General features: G+C 73.5%; 18 protein-coding genes. 4 read left to right on the forward strand and 14 right to left on the reverse strand.

Going from position 1 to position 21,575, the window contains the following annotated elements; all coding sequences use genetic code 11:
- Positions 1–505: Lrp/AsnC family transcriptional regulator (locus VFL99_RS08685; protein WP_325105947.1), on the reverse strand; the 505-nt coding region annotated here is incomplete at its 3' end.
- A gap of 108 nt (positions 506–613) precedes the next feature.
- On the opposite strand from VFL99_RS08685, the gene VFL99_RS08690 reads away from it, so the two are divergent.
- Complete coding sequence (locus VFL99_RS08690) at positions 614–1,801, forward strand: trans-sulfuration enzyme family protein (RefSeq protein WP_325105948.1); 1,188 nt, start codon at positions 614–616, stop codon at positions 1,799–1,801.
- Positions 1,802–1,936: 135 nt separating this feature from the next.
- On the opposite strand, the gene topA is transcribed toward VFL99_RS08690, so the two are convergent.
- On the reverse strand, positions 1,937–4,708 hold the full coding sequence (gene topA, locus VFL99_RS08695) for a type I DNA topoisomerase (RefSeq protein WP_325105949.1): 2,772 nt from the start codon (positions 4,706–4,708) through the stop codon (positions 1,937–1,939).
- A gap of 225 nt (positions 4,709–4,933) precedes the next feature.
- Between topA and rfaE2 the strand changes: the two genes are divergently transcribed.
- Together rfaE2 and VFL99_RS08705 are read left to right on the forward strand one after the other, a co-directional pair.
- Positions 4,934–6,391 carry a D-glycero-beta-D-manno-heptose 1-phosphate adenylyltransferase gene (gene rfaE2, locus VFL99_RS08700; protein ID WP_325105950.1) on the forward strand — a complete coding sequence of 486 codons (1,458 nt, stop codon included), beginning with the start codon at positions 4,934–4,936 and terminating at the stop codon, positions 6,389–6,391.
- Positions 6,388–7,494, forward strand: coding sequence for a glycosyltransferase family 9 protein (locus VFL99_RS08705; RefSeq protein ID WP_325105951.1), 1,107 nt, complete (start codon positions 6,388–6,390; stop codon positions 7,492–7,494). The genes rfaE2 and VFL99_RS08705 overlap by 4 nt, the downstream gene beginning before the upstream one ends.
- A gap of 47 nt (positions 7,495–7,541) precedes the next feature.
- On the opposite strand, the gene VFL99_RS08710 is transcribed toward VFL99_RS08705, so the two are convergent.
- From VFL99_RS08710 to VFL99_RS08730, 5 genes are all read right to left on the reverse strand, one after another.
- A complete protein-coding gene (locus VFL99_RS08710; protein ID WP_325105952.1) occupies positions 7,542–9,113 on the reverse strand; it encodes a class I SAM-dependent methyltransferase in 1,572 nt (523 codons plus the stop codon).
- A gap of 35 nt (positions 9,114–9,148) precedes the next feature.
- The gene (locus VFL99_RS08715) at positions 9,149–9,862 is read right to left on the reverse strand and encodes an AIM24 family protein (protein ID WP_325105953.1); all 714 of its coding nucleotides are present in this window, start codon (positions 9,860–9,862) and stop codon (positions 9,149–9,151) included.
- A 36-nt stretch (positions 9,863–9,898) separates the two neighbouring features.
- Complete coding sequence (locus tag VFL99_RS08720; protein WP_325105954.1) at positions 9,899–10,915, reverse strand: DNA topoisomerase IB; 1,017 nt, start codon at positions 10,913–10,915, stop codon at positions 9,899–9,901.
- Between the two features lie 93 nt (positions 10,916–11,008).
- Positions 11,009–13,357 (reverse strand): sodium-translocating pyrophosphatase, encoded by a 2,349-nt coding sequence (locus VFL99_RS08725; protein WP_325105955.1) that lies wholly within the window; start codon positions 13,355–13,357, stop codon positions 11,009–11,011.
- 134 nt (positions 13,358–13,491) lie between these two features.
- The gene (locus VFL99_RS08730) at positions 13,492–13,860 is read right to left on the reverse strand and encodes an STAS domain-containing protein (protein ID WP_462283435.1); all 369 of its coding nucleotides are present in this window, start codon (positions 13,858–13,860) and stop codon (positions 13,492–13,494) included.
- An 88-nt stretch (positions 13,861–13,948) separates the two neighbouring features.
- On the opposite strand from VFL99_RS08730, the gene VFL99_RS08735 reads away from it, so the two are divergent.
- Positions 13,949–16,408: a DEAD/DEAH box helicase gene (locus VFL99_RS08735; protein WP_325105956.1), complete on the forward strand. Its 2,460-nt coding sequence runs from the start codon at positions 13,949–13,951 to the stop codon at positions 16,406–16,408.
- 49 nt (positions 16,409–16,457) lie between these two features.
- Here VFL99_RS08735 and VFL99_RS08740 read toward each other — a convergent pair whose 3' ends face one another.
- From VFL99_RS08740 to VFL99_RS08770, 7 genes are all read right to left on the reverse strand, one after another.
- Positions 16,458–16,925, reverse strand: a complete 468-nt coding sequence (locus tag VFL99_RS08740) for an Rv3654c family TadE-like protein (protein ID WP_325105957.1) — start codon at positions 16,923–16,925, stop codon at positions 16,458–16,460.
- Positions 16,922–17,278, reverse strand: a complete 357-nt coding sequence (locus VFL99_RS08745) for a TadE family type IV pilus minor pilin (protein ID WP_325105958.1) — start codon at positions 17,276–17,278, stop codon at positions 16,922–16,924. Before VFL99_RS08745 ends, VFL99_RS08740 begins: the two co-directional genes overlap by 4 nt.
- A 35-nt stretch (positions 17,279–17,313) precedes the next feature.
- Positions 17,314–17,553, reverse strand: coding sequence for a DUF4244 domain-containing protein (locus tag VFL99_RS08750; RefSeq protein ID WP_325105959.1), 240 nt, complete (start codon positions 17,551–17,553; stop codon positions 17,314–17,316).
- Positions 17,554–17,996: 443 nt separating this feature from the next.
- Complete coding sequence (locus tag VFL99_RS08755) at positions 17,997–18,578, reverse strand: type II secretion system F family protein (protein WP_325105960.1); 582 nt, start codon at positions 18,576–18,578, stop codon at positions 17,997–17,999.
- Positions 18,575–19,171, reverse strand: a complete 597-nt coding sequence (locus tag VFL99_RS08760) for a type II secretion system F family protein (protein ID WP_325105961.1) — start codon at positions 19,169–19,171, stop codon at positions 18,575–18,577. Before VFL99_RS08760 ends, VFL99_RS08755 begins: the two co-directional genes overlap by 4 nt.
- A gap of 197 nt (positions 19,172–19,368) precedes the next feature.
- Positions 19,369–20,517 (reverse strand): TadA family conjugal transfer-associated ATPase, encoded by a 1,149-nt coding sequence (locus tag VFL99_RS08765; protein WP_325105962.1) that lies wholly within the window; start codon positions 20,515–20,517, stop codon positions 19,369–19,371.
- Positions 20,514–21,260 carry a CpaE-like family protein gene (locus VFL99_RS08770; protein WP_325105963.1) on the reverse strand — a complete coding sequence of 249 codons (747 nt, stop codon included), beginning with the start codon at positions 21,258–21,260 and terminating at the stop codon, positions 20,514–20,516. The genes VFL99_RS08765 and VFL99_RS08770 overlap by 4 nt, the downstream gene beginning before the upstream one ends.
- Between the last annotated feature and the right edge of the window lie 315 nt (positions 21,261–21,575).

Here is a 21,575-nt window from a genome sequence, read left to right on the forward strand (position 1 = left end):
GGCTTCCGGTGCCTGGCAGCGCCTCGAAGACGAGCGAGGTCTCGGCGTGGACGACGCCCGGGCGGTTGGTGAGGTGGTCGAGCACGAAGTCCCGCAGCGCGTCGGAGGACTCGGCGGCGACGTGGACGAGGTAGTCGGTCGCCCCGCTGAGGTGGAAGGTCGCCAGGACACCCGGCAGGGCCGGCACCTCGGCGCGGAACTGCTCGAAGTGGTCGCGCTGGTGCCCGCCGAACCGCACCGCGACCATCGCCTGGACCGGGCGCCCGAGAGCGGCGGGATCGATGTCGGCGTGGATGCCGCGGATGACGCCCCGCTCCCGCAAGGCGCGCACCCGCGCGATGCAGGTGGACTCGGCGATCCCGGCCGCCCGGGCGAGCACGGTGTTGGGCGACCGGCCATCACGCGCCAGCAGCTCGACGAGCAGTGCATCGACCTCGTCGAGCCCGCGAGGTCGTGGGGTGGGAGCGGGACCGGGCGGTCGGCGGGAGGGTGCTTTCTTCGGCACGCGGGCGAGCGTACTCCGGCATACCGCAGAATTCACGCTGACAATGCGATGTAGCGCAGGTCCTGCGGAACCCTTCCCTGTTTTCCGCATCTGCTTCACCATCGGGGCATGGCCACCAGCTCATCCTCACCCGACACCCGTGCCGTCCATGCCGGCCGCGACGACCTCGCGGCGCTCGGCGTGCACGTGCCGCCGATCGACCTGTCCACGACCTACCCGCTGCCGGACGTGCAGCACGGCGGGGACTCCTACGAGGTGCTCGCGACCGGGCACCGACCCGGCGCGCAGGACAGCTACGTCTACCAGCGGCTGTGGAACCCCACCGTCGCCCGGTTCGAGGGGGCGCTGGCCGAGCTCGAGTCCTGCGCCGAGGCGGTCGCCTTCGCCTCCGGTATGGCGGCCCTCACCGCGACCCTGCTCGCCACCGTGGCGGCCGGGAAGCCGCACGTCGTGGCGGTGCGACCGCTCTACGGCGGCACCGACCACGTGCTCGCCACCGGGCTGCTCGGAACGCGGGTGAGCTGGGCGACGGCCGCGACGGTCGCGGAGTCGATCCGCGGCGACACCGGTCTCGTCGTCGTGGAGACTCCGGCCAACCCGAGCCTGGAGCTGGTCGACCTGTCCGCGCTCGTGTCGGCGGCCGGATCCGTGCCCGTCGTGGTGGACAACACCTTCGCGACGCCGGCGCTGCAGAACCCCGCGCGGCACGGCGCGAGGCTGGTGCTGCACTCGGCGACGAAGTACCTCGGCGGCCACGGCGACGTCATCGCGGGCGTGGTGGCGTGCACTGAGGAGTGGGCCGAGCGGATCCGGCAGGTCCGCGCGGTGACCGGCGCGCTGCTGCACCCCACGGCCGCGTACGAGCTGCACCGCGGCCTGCAGACCCTCCCGGTCCGCGTGCGGGCCCAGCAGGCCGGGGCGGAGAAGGTCGCCGGCTGGTTGTCGTCGCACCCGGCAGTGGAGTCCGTGCGCTACCCCGGCCTGCCCGGCTGCGACCCGCACGGCCTGGTCGGCCGACAGATGGCCGGGCCCGGCGGGATGCTCGCGTTCACCGTCGTCGGCGGGCACGACGCCGCTGCCGCGGTGGCGGGCCGGTGCCGGCTGATCACACACGCCGTCTCGCTCGGCGGCGTCGACACCCTGATCCAGCACCCGTCCTCGCTGACCCACCGGCCGGTCGCGGCCGACGCCAGACCGGACGGTGGGCTGCTGCGGCTGTCCCTGGGCCTGGAGGACCCCTCCGACGTGATCGCCGACCTGCAGCAGGCCCTGTCGCGGCTGCCCGCGCAGGCCTGACCCGCCACCCCAACCTGCCGATCTAGGGGGAATCCGCGCGATCTCGGGACTTTGCGAGCAGCAGAGTCCCGAGATCCGCGGGAAAGTCCCGAGATCGGCGGGAAAGTCCCGAGATCGGGAGGGTCGCGAAGGGAGTCAGGACTTCTTGGCGGCCTTCTTCGCGGTTGACTTCTTCGTCGTCTTGCGGGCGGTCTTCTTCGCCCCGCGCTTGCGCGTGCTCGGACCCTTGGCCCGCTTCTCGGCGAGCAGCTCGAAGCCCCGCTCGGGGGTGATCGTGGCCGGGTCGTCGTCCTTGCGCAGGGTGGCATTGGTCTCGCCGTCGGTGACGTAGGGACCGAACCGGCCGTCCTTGACCACCACCGGCTTGCCGCTGGCGGGGTCCTCGCCGAGCTCCTTCAGCGGGGCCGCCGAGGCGGCCCGGCCGCGCCGCTTGGGTTCGGCGTAGATCTTCAGCGCCTCCTCCAGGGTGATGCTGAACAGCTGGTCCTCGCTGGTCAGCGACCGGGAGTCGGTGCCCTTCTTCAGGTAGGGGCCGTAGCGCCCGTTCTGCGCGGTGATCTCCTCACCGGAGTCGGGGTCGGCACCGACCACTCGGGGCAGGCTGAGCAGCTTCAGCGCCGTGTCGAGGTCGATCGTGGCCAGGTCCATGTCCTTGAACAGGCTGGCCGTCTTGGGCTTGACCTTCGCCTTGCCCTTGGCCGGCTTGCCGTCGGCTTCGGACTCCGGCAGCACCTCGGACACGTAGGGCCCGTAACGGCCGGCCTTGGCGACGATGTCACGCCCGGTCTGCGGGTCCTGCCCGAGCACGCGACCGTCGTCGGCGGCCGCCTCGAGCAGCTCGCGTGCCTTGGCCGGCGTCATCTCATCCGGCGCGATGTCGTCCGAGACGGTGGCGCGCCGGGGCTTGGCCTGCCCAGCCGCGGCCTCGTCGGTGACCTCGCCGGTGGCCGGGTCCACCCCGGCAGGGGTGACCTGCTCGACGTAGGGACCGTAGCGACCCACCCGCACGACCATCCCGTCGCCGAGGTCGACGGTGGAGATCTCGCGTGCGTCGATCTCCCCGAGGTCCTCCACCAGCTGGCGCAGCCCCTCGGCGTTGGTGGCCTGGTCGCCGAAGTAGAACCGCTGCAGCCACTTGACCCGTTGCTGGTCGCCACGGGCGATGGCGTCGAGGTCCTCCTCCATGGATGCCGTGAAGTCGTAGTCGACCAGCCGAGGGAAGTGCTCCTCCAGCAACCGGGTCACCGCGAACGCCAGCCAGGTGGGCACCAGCGCGGTGCCCCGCAGCCGCACGTAGCCGCGGTCCTGGATGGTGCCCACGGTGGCGGCATACGTCGAGGGTCGGCCGATGCCCTTCTCCTCCATCGCCTTGATCAGGGTGGCCTCGGTGTACCGCGCCGGCGGGGTGGTCTCGTGTCCGTCCGCCGCGGCCCGCAGCACGTCGAGCCCCACACCCTCGCCCAGCTTGGGCAGGCGCCGGTCACCCTCGCCCTGGGCAGCCGCGCGACGCTCCTCCTCGTCGCGCCCTTCCTCGTAGGCGGCCAGGAACCCACGGAAGGTGATCACGGTGCCACTGGCGGTGAACTCCACCGCCTGCTCCCCGGCGTCGGTGCGCACCGTGCCGCCGAGCCGGACCGTGGCGGTCGAGCCGCGCGCATCGGCCATCTGTGAGGCCACGGTGCGCTTCCAGACCAGCTCGTAGAGCGCGAACTCGTCCCCGCGCAGCTCACCCGCCACCTGCGCCGGGGTGCGGAACCGGTCCCCCGCCGGACGGATCGCCTCGTGCGCCTCCTGGGCGTTCTTCACCTTCTTCTCGTACCGGCGAGGGGCCTCGGGGACGTACTCGGCGCCATACAGGTCCCGCGCCTGGCTGCGCGCCGCCGTGAGGGCGGACTCCGACAGCGTCGTGCTGTCGGTGCGCATGTAGGTGATGTAGCCGTTCTCGTACAGTCGCTGGGCCACCCGCATCGCGTTCTTGCTGGTCATCCGCAGCTTGCGGCCCGCCTCCTGCTGCAGCGTCGAGGTGGTGAACGGCGCGGCCGGACGCCGCGTGTAGGGCTTCTCCTGCACGCTGGACACCCGCACCGACGCCTGCGGCAGGGCCGCCGCGATCGCCGTGGCGGCCGCCTCGTCCAGGTGCACCAGCTCCTGCTTGACCGAGGCCTTGAGCACCCCGTCGTCGCCGAAGTCACGGCCGACGGCGACCCGGCGCCCGTCGACCGCCGTCAACCGGGCGGTGAACGCCTGCCCGGCGCTCTGCCCGGGGGCGAACTCCCCCTCCACGTCCCAGTAGGACGCCGCGCGGAACGCCATCCGCGCCCGCTCCCGCTCGACCACCATCCGCGTGGCGACGGACTGCACCCGGCCGGCCGACAGCCCCTGGCGCACCTTGCGCCACAGGACCGGGCTCACCTCGTAGCCGTAGAGCCGGTCCAGGATCCGCCGCGTCTCCTGGGCGTCCACCAGACGGTTGTCCAGTTCGCGGGTCTCGTTCGCGGCCCGCAGGATCGCCTCACGGGTGATCTCGTGGAAGACCATGCGACGCACCGGCACCTTGGGCTTGAGCACCTCCAGCAGGTGCCAGGCGATCGCCTCGCCCTCGCGGTCCTCATCGGTGGCGAGCAGCAGCTCGTCGGCGTCCTTGAGCAGCCGCCGCAGCTCGGCGACCTTCTTCTTCTTGTCCGGGTCCACGACGTAGTAGGCGTCGAAGCCGTTGTCCACGTCCACGGCGAAGCGGCCGTAGGGACCCTTCTTCATGTCCGCCGGGAGTTCGCTCGGGTTGGGCAGGTCGCGGATGTGACCGACACTCGCGTCGACCGCGTAGTCCTTGCCCAGGTACTCGCCGATCTTCTTCGCCTTCGCGGGCGACTCGACGATGACGAGCTTGCGTCCGGTAGTTGCTGGCACTGCGTGACCCCTTCATTCCGATCCCACGTGCAGCGGATTCGTCGCTGCTCGGACGTGGCGATGCGCCTAGACGGTAACCCCTGTGACGCGGTGCCCTATGCCCGGGAGCCGTCAGACGGCGGCGTGATCCCGGTCATGCCCGCCCACGGAGTCATGCCCGCCCACGGAACCGTGGGACACGGGTGGCGCGGTGTGAAGCGACGGCCGGCCGGGTAGGACGGCGGCATGCGCAGCGCGGGCGTCGTCGACCGGTTTCCGGACCTGCGGGTACTGGTGGTCGGGGACCTCGCACTGGATGACTGGCTCGAGGGGGAAGGGACCCGTCTGTGCCGGGAGGCACCCGTGCCGGTCGTGGACGTCGACCGGACCCGGCACGTGCCCGGGTGTGCCGCCAACGTGGCCGCGAACGCCGCGGCGCTGGGGGCGCACACCCGGCTGCTGGGCCTGATCGGGGCGGACGCCGACGGCGAGCTCCTGCGGGAGGCCGTCCGTCGCGCCGGCATCGACGCCGAGGGCCTCGTCACCGCCCCGGGCCACCGCACGACCGCCAAGCGACGGCTGCTCTGCGGCGGCCGGATGGTCGCCCGGTTCGACCAGCAGGACCACCACCCGTGGGCTGCGGGGGCCGTGGCGCAGCTCGCTGAACGGGTCCGTGCGACGGCTCCGCGAGCGGATGTGCTGCTGGTCGGCGACTACGGCGACGGAGTCGTCAGCCGCGCGGTCCGCGACGCGGTCAGTTCGGTCCGGTCCCGCCTGCGCGGTCCGCTGCTGGTCGACGCCCACGACCTGCGGCCCTGGGCCTCCTGCCGGCCCACCGCGGTCACCCCCAGCGCCCAGGAGGCGCTCGCCGTCCTCGAGCACGAGTCCGGCGAGCGAGCTGGACTGCTGGACATCGATGCCCGCGACCTGCTGCGCCGCACCGGCGCGGACCTCGTCGCGGTGACGCTGGACACCGATGGCACCGTGCTGCACCGCGCGGGCGCCCCGCCGCACCGGACGCGGCCCACGCGTCCCGCCGAGCACACCACCGGTGCCGGCGACACGTTTCTCGCGGTGTTCGGCCTGGCCCTGGCGGCCGGCGCCGAGCCCGGGGCGGCGGCTGACCTGGCGCAGCAGGCGGCGGACCTCGTGGTGGCCGAGCCCGAGACCGCGGTATGCCGGCACGCCGACTTGGCGCGCCGGCTCTCACCCGGGCGGCCCCGCCGGGTGCTCACCGCCTCCGAGGTGCACGACCTCGTCGAGCGGCGCCGGGCACGCGGGGACCGGATCGCCTTCACCAACGGCTGCTTCGACCTGATGCACTCCGGGCACGCGGCCTACTTGGAGCAGGCTGCCGACCTCGCCGACGTCCTCGTCGTCGGGGTGAACAGCGACGCCAGCGTCCGCCGGCTGAAGGGCCCCGACCGGCCGGTGCTGCCCGAGGAGGAACGGGTCCGCCTGCTGGCGGCGCTCGCCGCCGTCGATGCGGTCACGGTCTTCGACGAGGACAGCCCCACCGACCTGATCGAGCTCATCCGCCCGGACGTGTACGTCAAGGGCGGGGACTACACCCCCGAGATGCTGCCCGAGTGCCCGCTCGTGCGCCGGCTCGGCGGGGAGGTCCGGATGGTCGACTACGTCGCCGACCACTCCACCAGCAGTGTCATCGACCGGATCCGGGTCCGTGCGGGAGCGGCGTCGTGACGGCGCTGCCAGCGGAGGGGCACCTTCCGGGCGTCCATCGCATCGTGGCCCTGCGCGCGAACGGGATCGGCGACTTCGTCGTGGCCGTGCCGGCGCTGGCGGCGCTGCGGTGCGCCTATCCCGCGGCGGAGCTGACGATCATCGGCAACGAGTGGCTGCCGGAGTTCCTCCACGACCGGCCGGGGCCCTGGGACCGTGTGCTGGTCGCCCCACACGCCCCCGGGTTGCGCGACCTGCCGCCGGACGCCGAGGACGGCGAGGACGTGGCGCCGTTCGTCGAGGCGGAGCGTGCTCGCTCACCGGAGCTCGCGGTGCAGCTGCACGGTGGTGGCGGCACGAGCAACCCCTTCCTGCTGCGGCTCGGCGCCACCGTCACGATCGGCGCCCGGGCGCCGGGCGCGCCCGCCCTCGACCGCACCACCGGCTACGCCGGGCACCGCAACGAGGTGCTCCGCTGGCTCGAGGTGGTGGGCCTGGTCGGCGCCACGGTCTCGGGGGTAGAGGCGTTGGAACCTCGCATCGGCGTGACCCCGACGGACCTGGCCGAGAGCGATGGCCTGCGCCCCGGGGGACCGTTCGCGGCGCTGGCGGTCGGCGCGCGCGACCCGCGACGGCGGTGGAGCCCCCGCCGATTCGCCGCGGTCGCAGACCATCTCGCGGCGTGTGGGCTTCCCTCGGTGCTCGTCGGTGGTGAGCAGGACCGCGAGACCGCCGCCCGGGTGGACGGCCTGTCCGCGGCCCCCTGCGTCGACCTGACCGGCAAGCTCTCCCTCGGTGGGACGCTTGGCCTGCTGCACCGGGCCCGGCTGTTCGTCGGCAACGACTCCGGGCCGCGGCACCTCGCGGTCGCCGCCGGGACGCCGACGGTCGGCATCTTCTGGGTGGACAACGCCCTGACCTTCGGGCCGCTCGTGGGGCCACACCGCATCGCCGTCTCGCACCGGGAGCACTGCCCCTCCTGCGGCCGCCCGCAACGGCACCAGCGGTGCGTGCACGACGAGTCGTTCGTCGACGACGTCGAGGCGGCCGAGGTCCTGTCGCTGGCGGAGGAGCTGCTGGACGGCCACGAGCACCACCACCGGCTCACCCTGTCACCTCGCTGACACTCACCGAGCGGGTCGGCCCGGGCCCCACCCGAGCCGGCAGTGGGTCAGGAGACCAGCAGCCCATCGGCGATCAGCTCACGAATCCTCGGAAGTGATTGCGACCGAACCGAACTCGCGTCGGCATCCACGAGGGTGGCGATTGCGTCGAGGGCTTGGCGTGCCGTCAACTGTCCGTCGCACACCCCGACGAACGCCGCCAGCACGGTGTCGGCGCGGAACACCCGCCGCAGGCCGCCGCCCTGCCGGATGAGGATGACGTGGGGATCCGGCGCCCCGGGGCGCCCGTGCCGCTCCTCGGTGACGTCGGGCGCGCACCGCCAGGCCGTCGACAGCACCGCCTCGTCCCCGTGCTCGGCCAGCCACGTCCGGGCTCGTATGCCGTCCAGCACCGTGGGACCCATGGGTGCGGCCACCGGCCCGGTCACCTCGACGAGGTCACGCCACGGCGCCCGATCGGTCGCGGGTCGGTGCAGCGTGATGATCCCGAACCCGATCGAACGCACACCGCGAGCTGCGAAGTCGGCCAGCCACGCGGCATACATCTGCCCGTGCGCGGGTGAGCCGGGCACGTGGCCGGCATCACGCGCCCAGGTCTCGGCGTACTCTGCCGGGTCCTGCACCTCCCGCTGCACCACCCAGGCGTCCAGCCCGGTGCCCTCGAGCCACGACGAGACCACCTCGCGCCAGTCCTCGGGCCGCCCGTCGGGCGCCTCCGACATCTCCCAGTTGCCGAGGAACTGCGCCATTCCGTCGGGTGCCAGGTGGTCGGACACGGCGCGGACGAGGCCGGCGACGGCGGCGTCGCCGACGAGCCCTGCGTCGCGGTACTCGTAGCGGGTCTCGCCCGGGAGCCGCGGTGTGATGACGAACGGCGGGTTGCTCACCACCAGGTCGAAGCCCTCTCCCGCCACCGCCGCGAACATGTCGCTCGGGCGAAGGTCGAGCGTGACCTCGTTGAGCGCGGCGTTGAACCGGGCGAACGACAGCGCCCGCTCGGAGATGTCAGTCGCCACGACCTCGGCGCAGTGGGTGGTCAGGTGCAGCGCCTGCACCCCGCTGCCGGTGCCGAGGTCGAGCGCTCGGCCCACCGGGGGACGCGGGGTCCACGAGGCCAGCGTCGTGGAGGCGCCGCCGATCCCGAGGACGTGGTCGGCCGGGAGCGGTTCGCCGGTGGCCAGCTCGGACTGGTCCGAGGCGACCCACCACTGGTGCTCCTCGTCGCCGTAGGGCCGCAGGTCGCAGGTCGCGACGACGGCGTCCGCGGCCCCGGTGTCCGACTCGAGCTCGCGCACCAGGCCCAGCTCGAGCAGCCCGGTGATCCCCGTGCGGGCAACGACGGGCGCGAGCCGCGCGCTCGGGACCGCCACCCCGAGGCTGAACAGCCGCGTCAACACCGCTGCGGCTGAAGAGTTCTCGCGGGTCGCCAGGTCGGCAGGCAGGGGCTGCTCGCGGTGCAGCGCGCGGGCGGCGAGCGGCCCCAGCACCTCGGCGATGCCGTCGACGGTGAAGCCACCCTCGACCAGGTCGGCTCGCAGGTCCGCCAGCAGGCGCGCATCCGCCGTCAGCGGGGCGAGGCCAGGTGTGGGTGGGTCGGGCGGTTGGGTGGTGGACGGCATACAGCCTTCTCTCGTGGGGCGTGCGACGTCGCCGTTCAGCCGCCGAGCAGGTCGCCGAGCATCCCTCCGCCGCCCCCGCGGTTCTGCTGCTGCGCGACCGGTGCCCACTCGCTGGGCTGCACGACGACGAATCCCGGCCCGTGGAAGGCGTATTGGAACGCCTCGCCGGTGCCACCGCGCAGCAGGGACCGCATGTTCATGCTCGACACGACCTGTGGAACCAGGTGGGCCGACCACGCCACGGCCGACTGCACGTCGACGTAGGTCGGCTGCTCGGCGCAGTCGAGCACGACCGGTTGCCCGACGGCGTGCAGGGCGACGGTGCCGTTGCCCTGCAGGACCGTGTTGAACAGCCCGCCGCTCAACATCCCCGCGCCCTGCACGCGCTTGATGTCCCAGTCGATGGCGGCGTCGAACGCGAGCAGGTTGCGGCCGTTGACGGACAGGCCGTCACCGCCGAGGTCGATGAGGTAGACGTAGCCGGCCTCCGAGGCGAAGAAGACCTCGCCGCGCCCCGAGACGCGCATCAACGGAACGTCCTCGCTGGTGACGATCTTCTTGAGCAGCTTGCCGACGCTGCCCGCACCCTCGTGCTGGAAGGTGACCTGCCCCTGGTAGGCGACCATCGCGCCCTTGATCGACAGGACGTCCGGCCCGAGCGACACCCGCAGCATCTGTGCGTTCTGCAGCGCGAACCGCTGGTCCCCCTGGACCTCGAGGTTGCGCTGCTCGAAGAGTGTGCTGTGCATAGCGCTCACCCTACGTGCCGCAGGTATGCCGGGTGCTCACCTTCGCGTGAGCAACCGCACCACTGCTCGTTCCACCGCGGCGCGGGTCTCGGGGTCGTTGAGGTCGTCGAGGTCCTCGATGCCGGCGCGGTCGACGGTGCGTTCGATGGTCCGGTCCTGCTCGAAGTCCTCGACGACGCGCGGGTCGACGTAGGAGCTGCGGGCGATCGTCGGTGTGTTGCCGAGGTGTTCGGCGACCTGGGTCATCGCCTGCTTCTCCACCCGGCGGAGCGCCGTCTTCTTGCGGGGCAGCTCGACCATGGCGAGCTCGACCGCCGCGACGACGGTGGCCTGCCAGGTGCGCAGGTCCTTGACCGTGAAGTCCTCCCCCGCCAGCTGCTTGAACCGCTCGTTCAGGTCGTCGGCGTGCACCTCGTGGTAGCCCTTGGCGTCCCGCCAGACGAGCAGCCGCGCGCTCCCGGAGCGACCGCGCCGGATCGCCGTGATGGCGGTGGCGAGGGGTGGGTCGCAGATCGCCACGATGCGGTCCGTGCCGCCCTTGGCGACCAGCTCGCACACCACGGTGCCGCCGTTGACCCGGACCCCTGACCGTTCCAGCGTGGCGACTCCCCGGGTGCCGTGCTCACGCTCGTACTGCTCGCCGCCGACCCGCAGCACGCCGTGGTCGAGCATCCGCAGCCCGGTGGCGAGCACCCGATCGCGGGCCAGCCCGGGCAGGCGCAGGTCCTGCTCCAGCTGCGTGCGGATCTTCGGCAGGCGCTTCGCCAGCCGCAGCACCCGGTCGTGTTTGGCCTCGTCCTGCTCGAGCCGCCACTGCGAGTGGTACAGGTACTGGCGGCGACCGGCGTCGTCGGTGCCGACGGCCTGGATGTGGCCGTTGGGGTGCGGGCAGATCCAGACGTCCTTCCACGCCGGAGGGATCGCGAGCTGGGCCACTCGCTCGCGCGTCTCGGCGTCGACCGGAGCGCCGTCGGGGCCGATGAACGACCAGCCCGTGCCCCGGCGGCGCCTCGTGATGCCCGGCTTGTCGGTGTCCGCCCGCCGCAGGCGCATCGACACCTCCTCCTGGGCCCCGCCGGGTGCAGGGTCGGCCGCCCCACTACCCCAACGGGTCCCAGGAGAAACGCCGCTCGCGCAAAGCGCGCGTCAGAAGTGCGTCGGTTCCACTTGGGGTTCCTCGGCCGGGACCTCTGCACCGTCGTCGCTGTCCCCGCTGATCGCCAGGTCGCGCCGCTTGGAGACCGCCACCGCCCCGACCACGATGATCAACGCGAGAAGGGCGATGCCCCAGCGGAACCCGGCGTTGGCGTGCGGTCCCACGGACAGCGCGACGACCGCCGGCGCGATGAGCAGCGAGACGAGGTTCATCACCTTGATGAGTGGGTTGATGGCCGGGCCGGCGGTGTCCTTGAAGGGATCTCCGACGGTGTCGCCGATGACCGTGGCGGCGTGGGCCTCGCTGCCCTTCCCACCGTGGTTGCCGTCCTCGACGATCTTCTTCGCGTTGTCCCACGCCCCACCGGAGTTGGCGAGGAACACGGCCATCAGCACACCGGCCCCGATGGCGCCGGCGAGGTAGCCGGCCAGGGCACCGACACCGAGCCCGAACCCGACCACGACCGGTGCCAGGGCGGCCAGCAGGCCGGGCGTGGCGAGCTCACGCAGCGAGTCCTTGGTGCAGATGTCGACGACGCGGCCGTACTCCGGCTTCTCGGTGTAGTCCATGATCCCGGGGTGGTCCCGGAACTGCCGGCGCACCTCGAAGACGATCGCGCCGGCCGCCCGGGTGACCGCGTTGATGGCCAGGCCGGAGAAGAGGAACACCACGGCGGCACCGATGATCAGGCCGACCAAGGCACTGGGCTGGTAGACGAGGAAGGACGTCGCCATCTCGCCGGTCTCGGAGGCGGTCGCACCCGCCGTCTGCAGGGCCGTCCCGACGGCGTCCTGGTAGGACCCGAACAGCGCGGTCGCCGCCAGTACGGCGGTGGCGATGGCGATGCCCTTGGTGATCGCCTTCGTGGTGTTGCCGACCGCGTCGAGCTCGGTGAGGATCTGCTCACCCTCACCGTGCACGTCGCCGGACATCTCGGCGATGCCCTGGGCGTTGTCCGACACCGGGCCGAAGGTGTCCATGGCGACGATGACCCCGACGGTGGTCAGCAGGCCGCACCCCGCGAGCGCAACCAGGAACAGCGACAGGGTGATCGAGCCCATCCCGAGCAGGAAGGCGCCGTAGACGGCGAGCGCGATGATGACCGCGGTGTAGACGGCGGACTCCAGCCCGACGCCGATCCCGGAGAGCACCACGGTCGCGGCGCCGGTCAGCGAGGTCCGCGCGACGTCCTGGGTGGGGCGCTTGTCGGTGCCGGTGAAGTGGCCGGTCAGCCACAGGATGATGGTGGCGAGCACGATGCCGATGATCACCGCGAGGCTCGCCGTGATCCGCGGGTCGCCGTTGAGCTGCTGGATCGACTGCGGCACGGCGGTGAGGTCGGCGAAGCTGCTCGGCAGGTAGAGGAACGCCGCCAGGGCGCACAGCCCGGCCGAGATCAGCGCGGAGACGTAGAAGCCGCGGTTGATCGCGATGAGGCCGCTCTCCCCGTCGCGGGGCTTGGTGAGGAACACCCCGAGCATCGCGGTGAGCGCGCCCAGCGCCGGCACGATGAGCGGGAAGACCAGGCCCTGGTCACCGAGCGCCGCCTTGCCGAGGATGAGCGAGGCGACCAACGTCACCGCGTAGGACTCGAACAGGTCGGCGGCCATGCCGGCGCAGTCACCGACGTTGTCCCCCACGTTGTCGGCGATGGTCGCCGCGTTGCGCGGGTCGTCCTCGGGTATGCCGGCCTCGACCTTGCCGACCAGGTCCGCCCCCACGTCCGCGGCCTTGGTGAAGATGCCGCCGCCGACGCGCATGAACATCGCGAGCAGCGCGGCACCGAACCCGAAGCCCTCCAGGACCTTCGGGGCGTCCCCCCGGTAGGCGAGCACGACGATCCCGGCGCCCAGCAGACCGAGGCCCACGGTCGCCATACCGACGACGCCGCCGGTGCGGAAGGCGATCCGCATGCCCTCGTCCCGGCCGGAGGTGCGGGCCGCGGAGGCGACCCGGACGTTCGCCTTCACCGCGAGGCTCATGCCGAGGTAGCCGATGGAGGCCGAGAACGCGGCACCGAGCAGGAAGAAGCCGGAGCGGCCCCAGCGGATCGCCATCGTGTCGGCCGGCAGGACCAGCAACAGGAAGAACACGACGACAGCGAAGATGCCGAGGGTCTTGAACTGCCGGGCGAGGTAGGCCTGCGCACCCTCCTCGACCGCGGAGCCGATGCTCTGCATCCCCGGGGTCCCGGGGTCGGCCGCGAGGACCTGGCGCCGGAAGTTCCACCCCATGGCGAGCGCGGCAAGGGCGACCAGGACGACCACCACGACGATGATGAAGTTCCCGCCGGTGAGCGTGACGCTCGGCAGGCCGACAGCATGCAGGAAACCCGGCATCCAGACACTCCTCCTCGAGAGGGCCACGGCGTTGTGGCACCTGTGACTGCCGTCACTCTAGGTGGGAGTGTGCGCGAGGGCGAGGGTGAACCGGTGAAAATGTTGCGCGGCGTGGCGACCCTGTCACGGGCCGGTCAGGCGACTCCGCCCTGGGCGGCCTCGACGGAGTCGAAGATCTGGAAGACTTTGTCGAGCCCGGTGATGGCGAAGACCTTGAGGATGCGCTCGGAGTTGCAGACCAGCCGCATGGTGCCGCCGCGCATCCGGATCAGCTTGAGTCGGCCGACGAGGACCCCAAGGCCGGTCGAGTCCATGAACGCCACGCCCCGCAGGTCAAGCACCAGGTGACGCCGGCCGGCACCGATCTGCTGGTCCAGCTGCTCGCGCAGTACGGAAGCGGTGTAGACGTCGACCTCGCCACCGACGGTGATGACGGTCGAGTCACCGTCGTCCTCGGACGAGACGGACAGGTCCACGTGGTTCTCCTCGGGGCGTCTGGTCACAGCTGCAGCTCTGCGTGCGGGGTTCTGGGCGCGCCCAGCCTACCGGTGGCGGCACGGGTGGTCACCCAGTCGACATACCGTGGGTCCGATGACCAGCAGCACCTCGCGCGCCGCGCCTCCGGTCCGGTCCCGGCCGCCACACGACACCGGCGCCGGCCACGCGCCCACCGCACCGGTGTTCGACCCTCGGGGGCGTCTGGAGGAGCTGGCGCGTCGGCGGGGATCCGAGCGGCTGCTGCACGTCGAGCAGGTCCCGGTGCGCCTGGAGCAGCGCGCGGAGTGGCCCGACTGGGTCAACCCACAGGTGCTGGCCGCCTTCACCGGGTGCGGCATCGCCGAGTTGTGGTCGCACCAGCGGGAGGCCGCCGAGGCGGCGCACGCCGGCGAGCACGTCGTGGTGGCGACGGGCACCGCGTCGGGCAAGAGCCTGGGCTACCTCGTCCCGGCGCTGACCGCCGCCTGCGAGGGCGCACGAGCACCGTCCGGCCGCGGAGCGACGGTCCTCTACCTTTCCCCGACCAAGGCCCTCGCCGGCGACCAGCTGGCCCGGGTCGAGGCGCTCGCCGTGCCGGGGCTGCGGGCGGCGACCTACGACGGGGACACCCCGGCCGACGAGCGCCGGTGGATCCGCGACCACGCGCAGTACGTCCTCACCAACCCCGACCTGCTGCACCACTCGTTGCTGCCTCGTCACGAGCGGTGGGCACCGTTCCTGCGGGCGCTGCGCTACGTCGTCGTGGACGAGTGCCACGTCTACCGGGGCGTGTTCGGCTCGCACGTCGCCTCGGTGCTGCGCCGGCTGCGGCGGGTCGCGGCCCGCTACGGCGTCGAGCCCACCTTCGTGCTCGCGTCGGCGACGGTCGCCGACCCTGCCCGGCACGCTGCCCAGCTCATCGGTATGCCGGTCCGCGCCGTGACGGAGGACGGCTCACCGCGCGGACCGCTCACCTTCGGGATGTGGGAGCCGGGGCTCGTCGCCGGCGACGACGGCCGGCCGCCCCGTCGGCGCAGCGCCGTCGCCGAGAGCGCGGACCTGTTGGCCGACCTGGTCGCCGACGGGGTGCAGACGGTGGCGTTCGCCCGGTCGCGGGTGGGCGTGGAGGTGCTGTCCGCGAGCGCCCAGCGGTCGCTCGCGGGGGACGGGTCCACGGAGTCCGCGGGGAGCGTGGCCGCCGGGGGGTCCGGGGAGGGGCGGTCCACGGGGGGCTCGGCCCCCTGCGTGTCGGCATACCGCGGGGGCTACCTGCCGGAGGAGCGTCGGGCGCTCGAGCGCGCGCTGCGCTCCGGGCGCCTGCGCGGGCTCGCCGCGACCAACGCGCTGGAGCTGGGCGTCGACGTCAGTGGGCTCGATGCGGTGCTGCTGGCCGGCTGGCCCGGCACCCGGGCGTCGTTGTGGCAGCAGGCCGGCCGGGCCGGGCGCCGCGGCTCGGCCTCGCTCGCCGTCCTGGTGGCCGCGGACGACCCGCTCGACACCTACCTGGTGCACCACCCGGATGCCGTCTTCGGCACCCCCGTGGAGGCGACGGTGTTCGACCCGGCGAACCCCTACGTCCTGGCGCCGCACCTGGCCGCGGCGGCGGCGGAGCTGCCGCTGACCGAGGACGACCAGCGCTGGTTCGGTCCCACCATGCCGGTGCTGCTGGAGGCCCTGGTCGCCCGCGGACTGCTCCGGCGGCGCCCGCGAGGGTGGTTCTGGACCCGGGACGAGCCGGCCACGGACCACGTCTCGCTGCGCGGCAGCGGTGAGGCAGAGATCCGTATCGTCGAGCGCGGCACCGGCCGGGTGCTCGGGACGGTCGACGGGGAGCGGGCCCACAGCGCCGTCCACACCGGGGCCGTCTACGTGCACCAGGGGCAGACCCATGTCGTCACCGAGTTCGACCTCGTCGACGGCAGCGCCCTGGTGGTCCGTGGGGACCCCGGTTGGTCCACGCAAGCCCGCAGTGTGAGCTCCTTCGACATCGTCGGCGTCGACCGGCGCGTGCCGTGGGGGCAGGTCGAGCTGTCCTACGGCCACGTCGACGTCCGCACCCAGGTGACCTCGTTCATGCGGCGCCTGCCCTCGAGTGAGGTGCTGGGCGAACATCCGCTGGACCTTCCCGAGCGCACCCTGCGCACCAAGGCGGTCTGGTGGACGATGCCGCCAGAGCTGCTCGAGGCCTGCGGCATCACCGAGGTGGACGTCCCGGGCGCGGCCCACGCCGCCGAACACGCGGCCATCGGGATGCTGCCCCTCGTGGCCACCGCAGACCGCTGGGACATCGGCGGAGTCTCCACGGCGCTGCACCCGGACACGGGGCTGCCGACGGTGATGGTCTACGACGGGCACCCCGGCGGTGCCGGCTTCGCCGAACGTGGCTTCGACGCGGCCCGGGCCTGGCTGTCCGCGACCCGGGACGCGATCCTGTCCTGCCGGTGCGAACGGGGCTGCCCGGCCTGCGTGCAGTCGCCGAAGTGCGGCAACGGCAACGAACCGCTCGACAAGGCGGGAGCGGTCCGGCTGCTCGGCGCCGTGCTCGGAGAGGCTCCGGCCCCATCGCCGGACTGACCCGCTTCGCCTCGCGGGCTCGCGTGACCGAACCGTCCGTTCTCCCGTGTCACGGGCTCGTGTGGTCGAACCCGCTCGCCGGGGCACCTGCCGGCTCCGCTGGTCCGGCTCGGGAGCGCGCCACGGCGGCACCCAGTCCCGGAAGAGCGGAGGACACACCGACGCTGATGACCAGCGAGCCGTCGCCGGCCGCGCGGCAGGCCCGCAGCGCTCCGGTGTTGCGCCGCGCCAGCGCTCCGGCGACGGCACACGCCTCCGCGGTCGAACTGCCCCGCAGGAGAGCCCCCGCGCCGGCGAGCGCGGCGAGGTCGGCCGCCGCCCGCGCCCGGTGGCTGGACAGGACGGCACTGCCCAGGACCAGCGCACCCACGAGCAGTGCGGCCAGCACCGCCGCTACCCCCGCCATGAGCACCGTCCCCGACCCGCGTTCGGTCCTTCTGGACCGGCGCTCGGTGGCGTCGGGCCCGTGCTCGAGAACCAGCAGGCGATGGCGCCGGCCGGGTCTGGCCGTGGTCACCACGCGCCACCGGCACGTTCGAGCTGCCCGACCGCCGTCGCGTGCGGGCGCAGGTCCTCCGGCAGGAGACTGCCGACGAGCCGCGCGGGCGCGGACACCGTCACCCTGACCTCACCACCTGCCGCGCCTCCTCCCCCGGACCGGCCCACCTCGACCGCGGCGCCCGGCGGCGCCACCCGCAGGGCCACCGCCCGGACGGCACCGGAGGGGTCGCCGCGGGATGCGGCGCGTGCCGCAGCACGCGCCGCATCCACACAGCGCACCTGGTCGATCGCCACCCCGACACCGGCGAGCGCCATCGCCAGCACGAGGACCACGGCGGGCAGGGCCACCGCGATCTCGGCCGTGGCCATCCCCTGCTCCCGCGATGGCGGTCGACCGGCTCGCATCAGGACGCGATCGACAGCGCCGAGGTGATGAGCCCGGACAGCGCCGACTTGATCGCGCCGGACTTCACCACAGCGATGAGCACCGCGGCGAACGTGCAGGCGGCCAGCGTGCCGACGGCATACTCCGCCGTGGACATCCCCCGCTCGGTGAGCCCGCGGACTCGCCCCCACCTGCGGGTCGCCCGGACGGCGGGTCCTCGCGCCCGGCCAATCGCCTTGCGTAGCAGTCCTCGTGACATGTTGCTCTCCTTCCACAACGGATCTGACTCCTCCATGCTGGGCGGCTGGGCGACTCCTCCGACAGCGTCGGGTGGCTCGTTGTGGACGACCGCGTGGCGGAGCCGTTGGCTGTGCACGCCCCGCTCTGCCGCCGGTGCCTCGGCCAGGCACGCCAGCGTCGGGTGACCGTGACTGCGCCGGTCAGTCAGGCGGTCAGTCAGGAGGTCAGTCAGGAATCGAGAAGCCCGGGGCTCCACCGCCCGCCTAGCCTGAGCGACGTGCCGACCACCCCCGGGCCCGGCGTTCGCCGAACCCCGCGTCAGCGATGAACTGCACCCCCGCCTACCGCGAAGCGCTCCTGCGGGCGTTGACGACGGCGTCGCATCCCACTGCGACGACCGCGACCGCCGCGACCAGCCCACGCGGGCGGCCGCCCCAACCGGCCAGCTCACGGGCGGACCGGTCACGGGCGACCCAGCACCTCCTGGGCGAGGGCCAGGACGACAGGGACGACCGTGGTGAGCACGAAGGCCGGCAGGAAGGCGAGCCCGAGCGGCAGCACGATCCGGACACCGAGCCGGGCAGCCGAGACGTCGAGCCGCTGACGCTCCCGACGTAGCAGGTCGTCCGCCGCCTCGAGCAACAGCTCCGCGGGCGGCACGCCGGCCGCCGCGGCCAGCTGCAGTGCTCGGGCTGCCGGCTGCCAGACCGCGGGGACGCCCTGCCACGCGGTCTGTTCGTCGACGCCCCACCGCAGCGCGGCGGTGACGGTCGTGAGTTGGCGCCCGACGGCACCGCCGGTCTCGGCGGCGACGGCGTCGATCGCCTCGGTCAGCCCGGTGCCGCTCCGGACCGAGAGCGCGAGCAGGTGAACGGCTCGGGCGACCTCGGGGACGGTCGGGCCGGCACCGGAACCAGGTCCGCGGCCCAGCCGGAGGCGGGGTCCGGACGATCTGAGCAGGTCCTCGGCGGCGGGGCCGCGTAGCCGTCTCGACGGCCACACGAGCACCGCCAGCGCGAGCAGCGCGGCACACAGGAGGATCACGCGACCGCCTTCGCACGCAGCGCGGACCGGGTGAGCCGTCCCACCCACCACCGTCCGAACACCACGAGCAACCCTCCGGCGACCAGACAGCACTGCGCAGCCGCCGACCCGTAGAGCTGGTCGGGCGCGACGCCGACGAGGGCCGCCACGGCGATGCCGCCGAGCGGCAGGGCGGTGAGCAGGTTCATGGTGGCCCGCGCGCCAGCACTCGCGGCGGCCACGGCCGATCGGGACCGCCGGGCAGCGCGGACGGCGTCCGCTGCGGTGGCCAGTCCGTCGGCCAACGGGGCACCGGTGCGCTCGCTCAGGCTCCAGGCACGCGCCAGCACGGCCAGCTCTGGCGCCGCGCTCGCTCGAGCCCAGTCCCGCCAGAGCGGAGCCAGCGGCTCGCCGTCGCGGGCGGCCCGCAACAGCTCCTCGAGCCGCGCCCGCGTCGAAGGTTGCGTCGAACCCACCGGGTCGGCGGCCAGCTGCAGCGCACGCGCCGGCGCGAGTCCTGCCCGCAGCGCCGGGGCCATCGTCTCGACCAGCAGCAGGACCAGCTCCTCCTCTGCGCCGCCGCCGGAGACGTGACGGCGCCCACGGAGGAGCACGCCCAGACGTCGACGGATCCCGCGCCCCAAGGACGGCGACCGCTCTGACGACTCACGATCCACGCCCGGGCGTCCAGCCCCGCCCGGGGGATTCGGCGAGGGCTCGGTCGGCGCGAGGCCGGAACGCCACGGTAGGCGCCCGCGCCGAGGAGGCCAAGCGAGCACCGCCGCAGCCAGCAGCAGCGCCGCGATCACGGTCATCCGGCATCCACCCCGAGCAGCGCGGCCAGCTGTGGCCAGCCCCGGGCGTCCCGATCCATTCCTCGGCCGCGGGGCTCGGCCACCAGCGCCGGCAGCACTCGGGGACGGCCGCTCGGGTCCGGCGAGAGCACACCGACCTCGCCCACGCGCCGCGATCGCCCGGCCCGGCTGACGTGGACGACGACCTGCACCGCGCTGAGCAGCTGTGCGTGAACGGCCGACGGCGCCAGACCCGCCAGCGCGCCGAGCGCCTCGAACCGGGCGACCACGTCTGCTGTGGCGTTGGCGTGGAGGGTCCCGCAGCCGCCCTCGTGACCGGTGTTGAGCGCACTCATCAGCTCCCGTACCTCGGCGCCGCGGACCTCGCCGACGACGAGCCGGTCGGGCCGCATGCGCAGGCACTGACGGACCAGCGCCGTCAGCGTCACCTCACCGCGCCCCTCGACGTTGGGCGGCCGACCCTGCAGGCGCACCACGTGGGGATGGCGCACGGACAGCTCGCGCACGTCCTCGACCAGCACGATCCGCTCCGCCGGTGGTACCTCACCGAGCAGCGCCCCGAGCAAGGTGGTCTTGCCGCTGCCGGTGCCACCACTGACCACGAAGGCGCAGCGCCGTTGGACCATCCGTCGCAGCAGCACCTCGGTCTGCTCATCGACGCTGCCCCCGGCGCGCAGCTGGGCGAGACTGGGCGCCAACGTCGCCGGCACGCGCAGGCTCAGGTGGGGTCCGTCGCACACCAGCGGCGGGAGGATCGCGTGCAGCCGCACCCCGCCCGGCAGCACCCCGTCCACGAACGGGCTCGTCTCGTCGAGCCGTCGCCCCGAGAGCCCGGCCAGCCGCACGGCGAGCCGCCGGACGGCGTCGGGCCCGCCCAGCTCGCAGTTGGCCTGCCGCAGGCCCTCGCCGCGGTCGACCCAGACGCCGCCGGCGCCGTTGACGAGGACGTCGGTGACACCCGGCTCGGCGAGCAGCTCCTCGAGCGGGCCGGCTCCGAGAACGGCGGCGGCGAGGGCGTCCCGGGCCTGCGCCACACCCTCGGACCCGAGCCGCGCCGCATCGTTGGCGGCGACCTCGGCGACCCGCTCGAGGGTGGGCGCCCGGCCCTGCCGGATCTGGTCCCAGACCGGGTCCGCGACGCTCATGAGGCCTCCGGCAGCCGGCCGTCGACCGACAGCTGCGCCAGCACCTGGTCGGCGGTGCGGGTGAGGGCACACCGCTCCCGCTCACCGGGAGGTATGCCGTGCAGCAGGTCGGTCTCCACCGCCACGTCGTCGCCGAACGCGCCGACCAGGGGCAGGTCGAGTGCCTCCGCGAGCATGGCCAGTCCCTCGTCGGAGTCCCACCCGCCGGAGCGGCGGGCGCACCGGACCACCAGCCAGCCGGCGGTGGCACGGACCGCGAGGCGCTCCGCCGCGAGCTGACCGGCGGCCAGGTCGTGCACGCCGTTGCCCACGACCAGCACGATCGCGTCGGCGCGGGCGCGGAAGGCGTCGGCTACCGGGCCATCGGCGCGTCCGAGGTCCACCACCACCAGCGGGCCGGAGGCGTGCAACGCCTCGGCCACCGCGTCGAGGACGGGCGGGGGCGGCGCGGGCGCCAGGAGTCGGCCGAAGGAGAGGACCGGCACGCCGCGCGCCTGCGGAAGCTGGCGGACCAGGTCGTCGACCACGACCGCACCGCGCAGGTCGCGCAGGTCGTGCCACCTCAGGCCCGGCTCGCACTCGAGTCCGAAGGTCACGTCCCACCCGCCACCCCGGGGGTCGGCGTCGACGGCCACGGCGCGGCGTCCGGCCGCGGTCGCCCGCACGGCGAGTGCTGCCGCGAACGTGGACACCCCCACGCCACCCGATCCCCCGGCCACGCCGACCACCGTTGCGCTCGTCATGGCTCCACGCTGCTGGCGCCGGTCGCTGGTGGCTACCGCCGGCGGGGCAGATGTGGAGGCCGAGCCGACGGCGAAGACCCTTGTGGACGGCGCCGTCCGACGGCTCCCAGGCCGCACCAGGAAAGGGGACGGCCCCCGTCGGGGGGAGAAGGGACAGGGCGCCGTCCGACGGCTCCCAGGCCGCACCAGGAAAGGGGACGGCCCCCGTCGGGGGGACAACGGGGGCCGTCGACGCGCCAGCTCCGGGGGGGAGGAGCCGGTGCGCCGGGCGCTCGACCCCGAGGGGGAGCGCGCAGAACCATCGTGCTCCCTGGT

Source organism: Segeticoccus sp. (genome assembly GCF_035708005.1).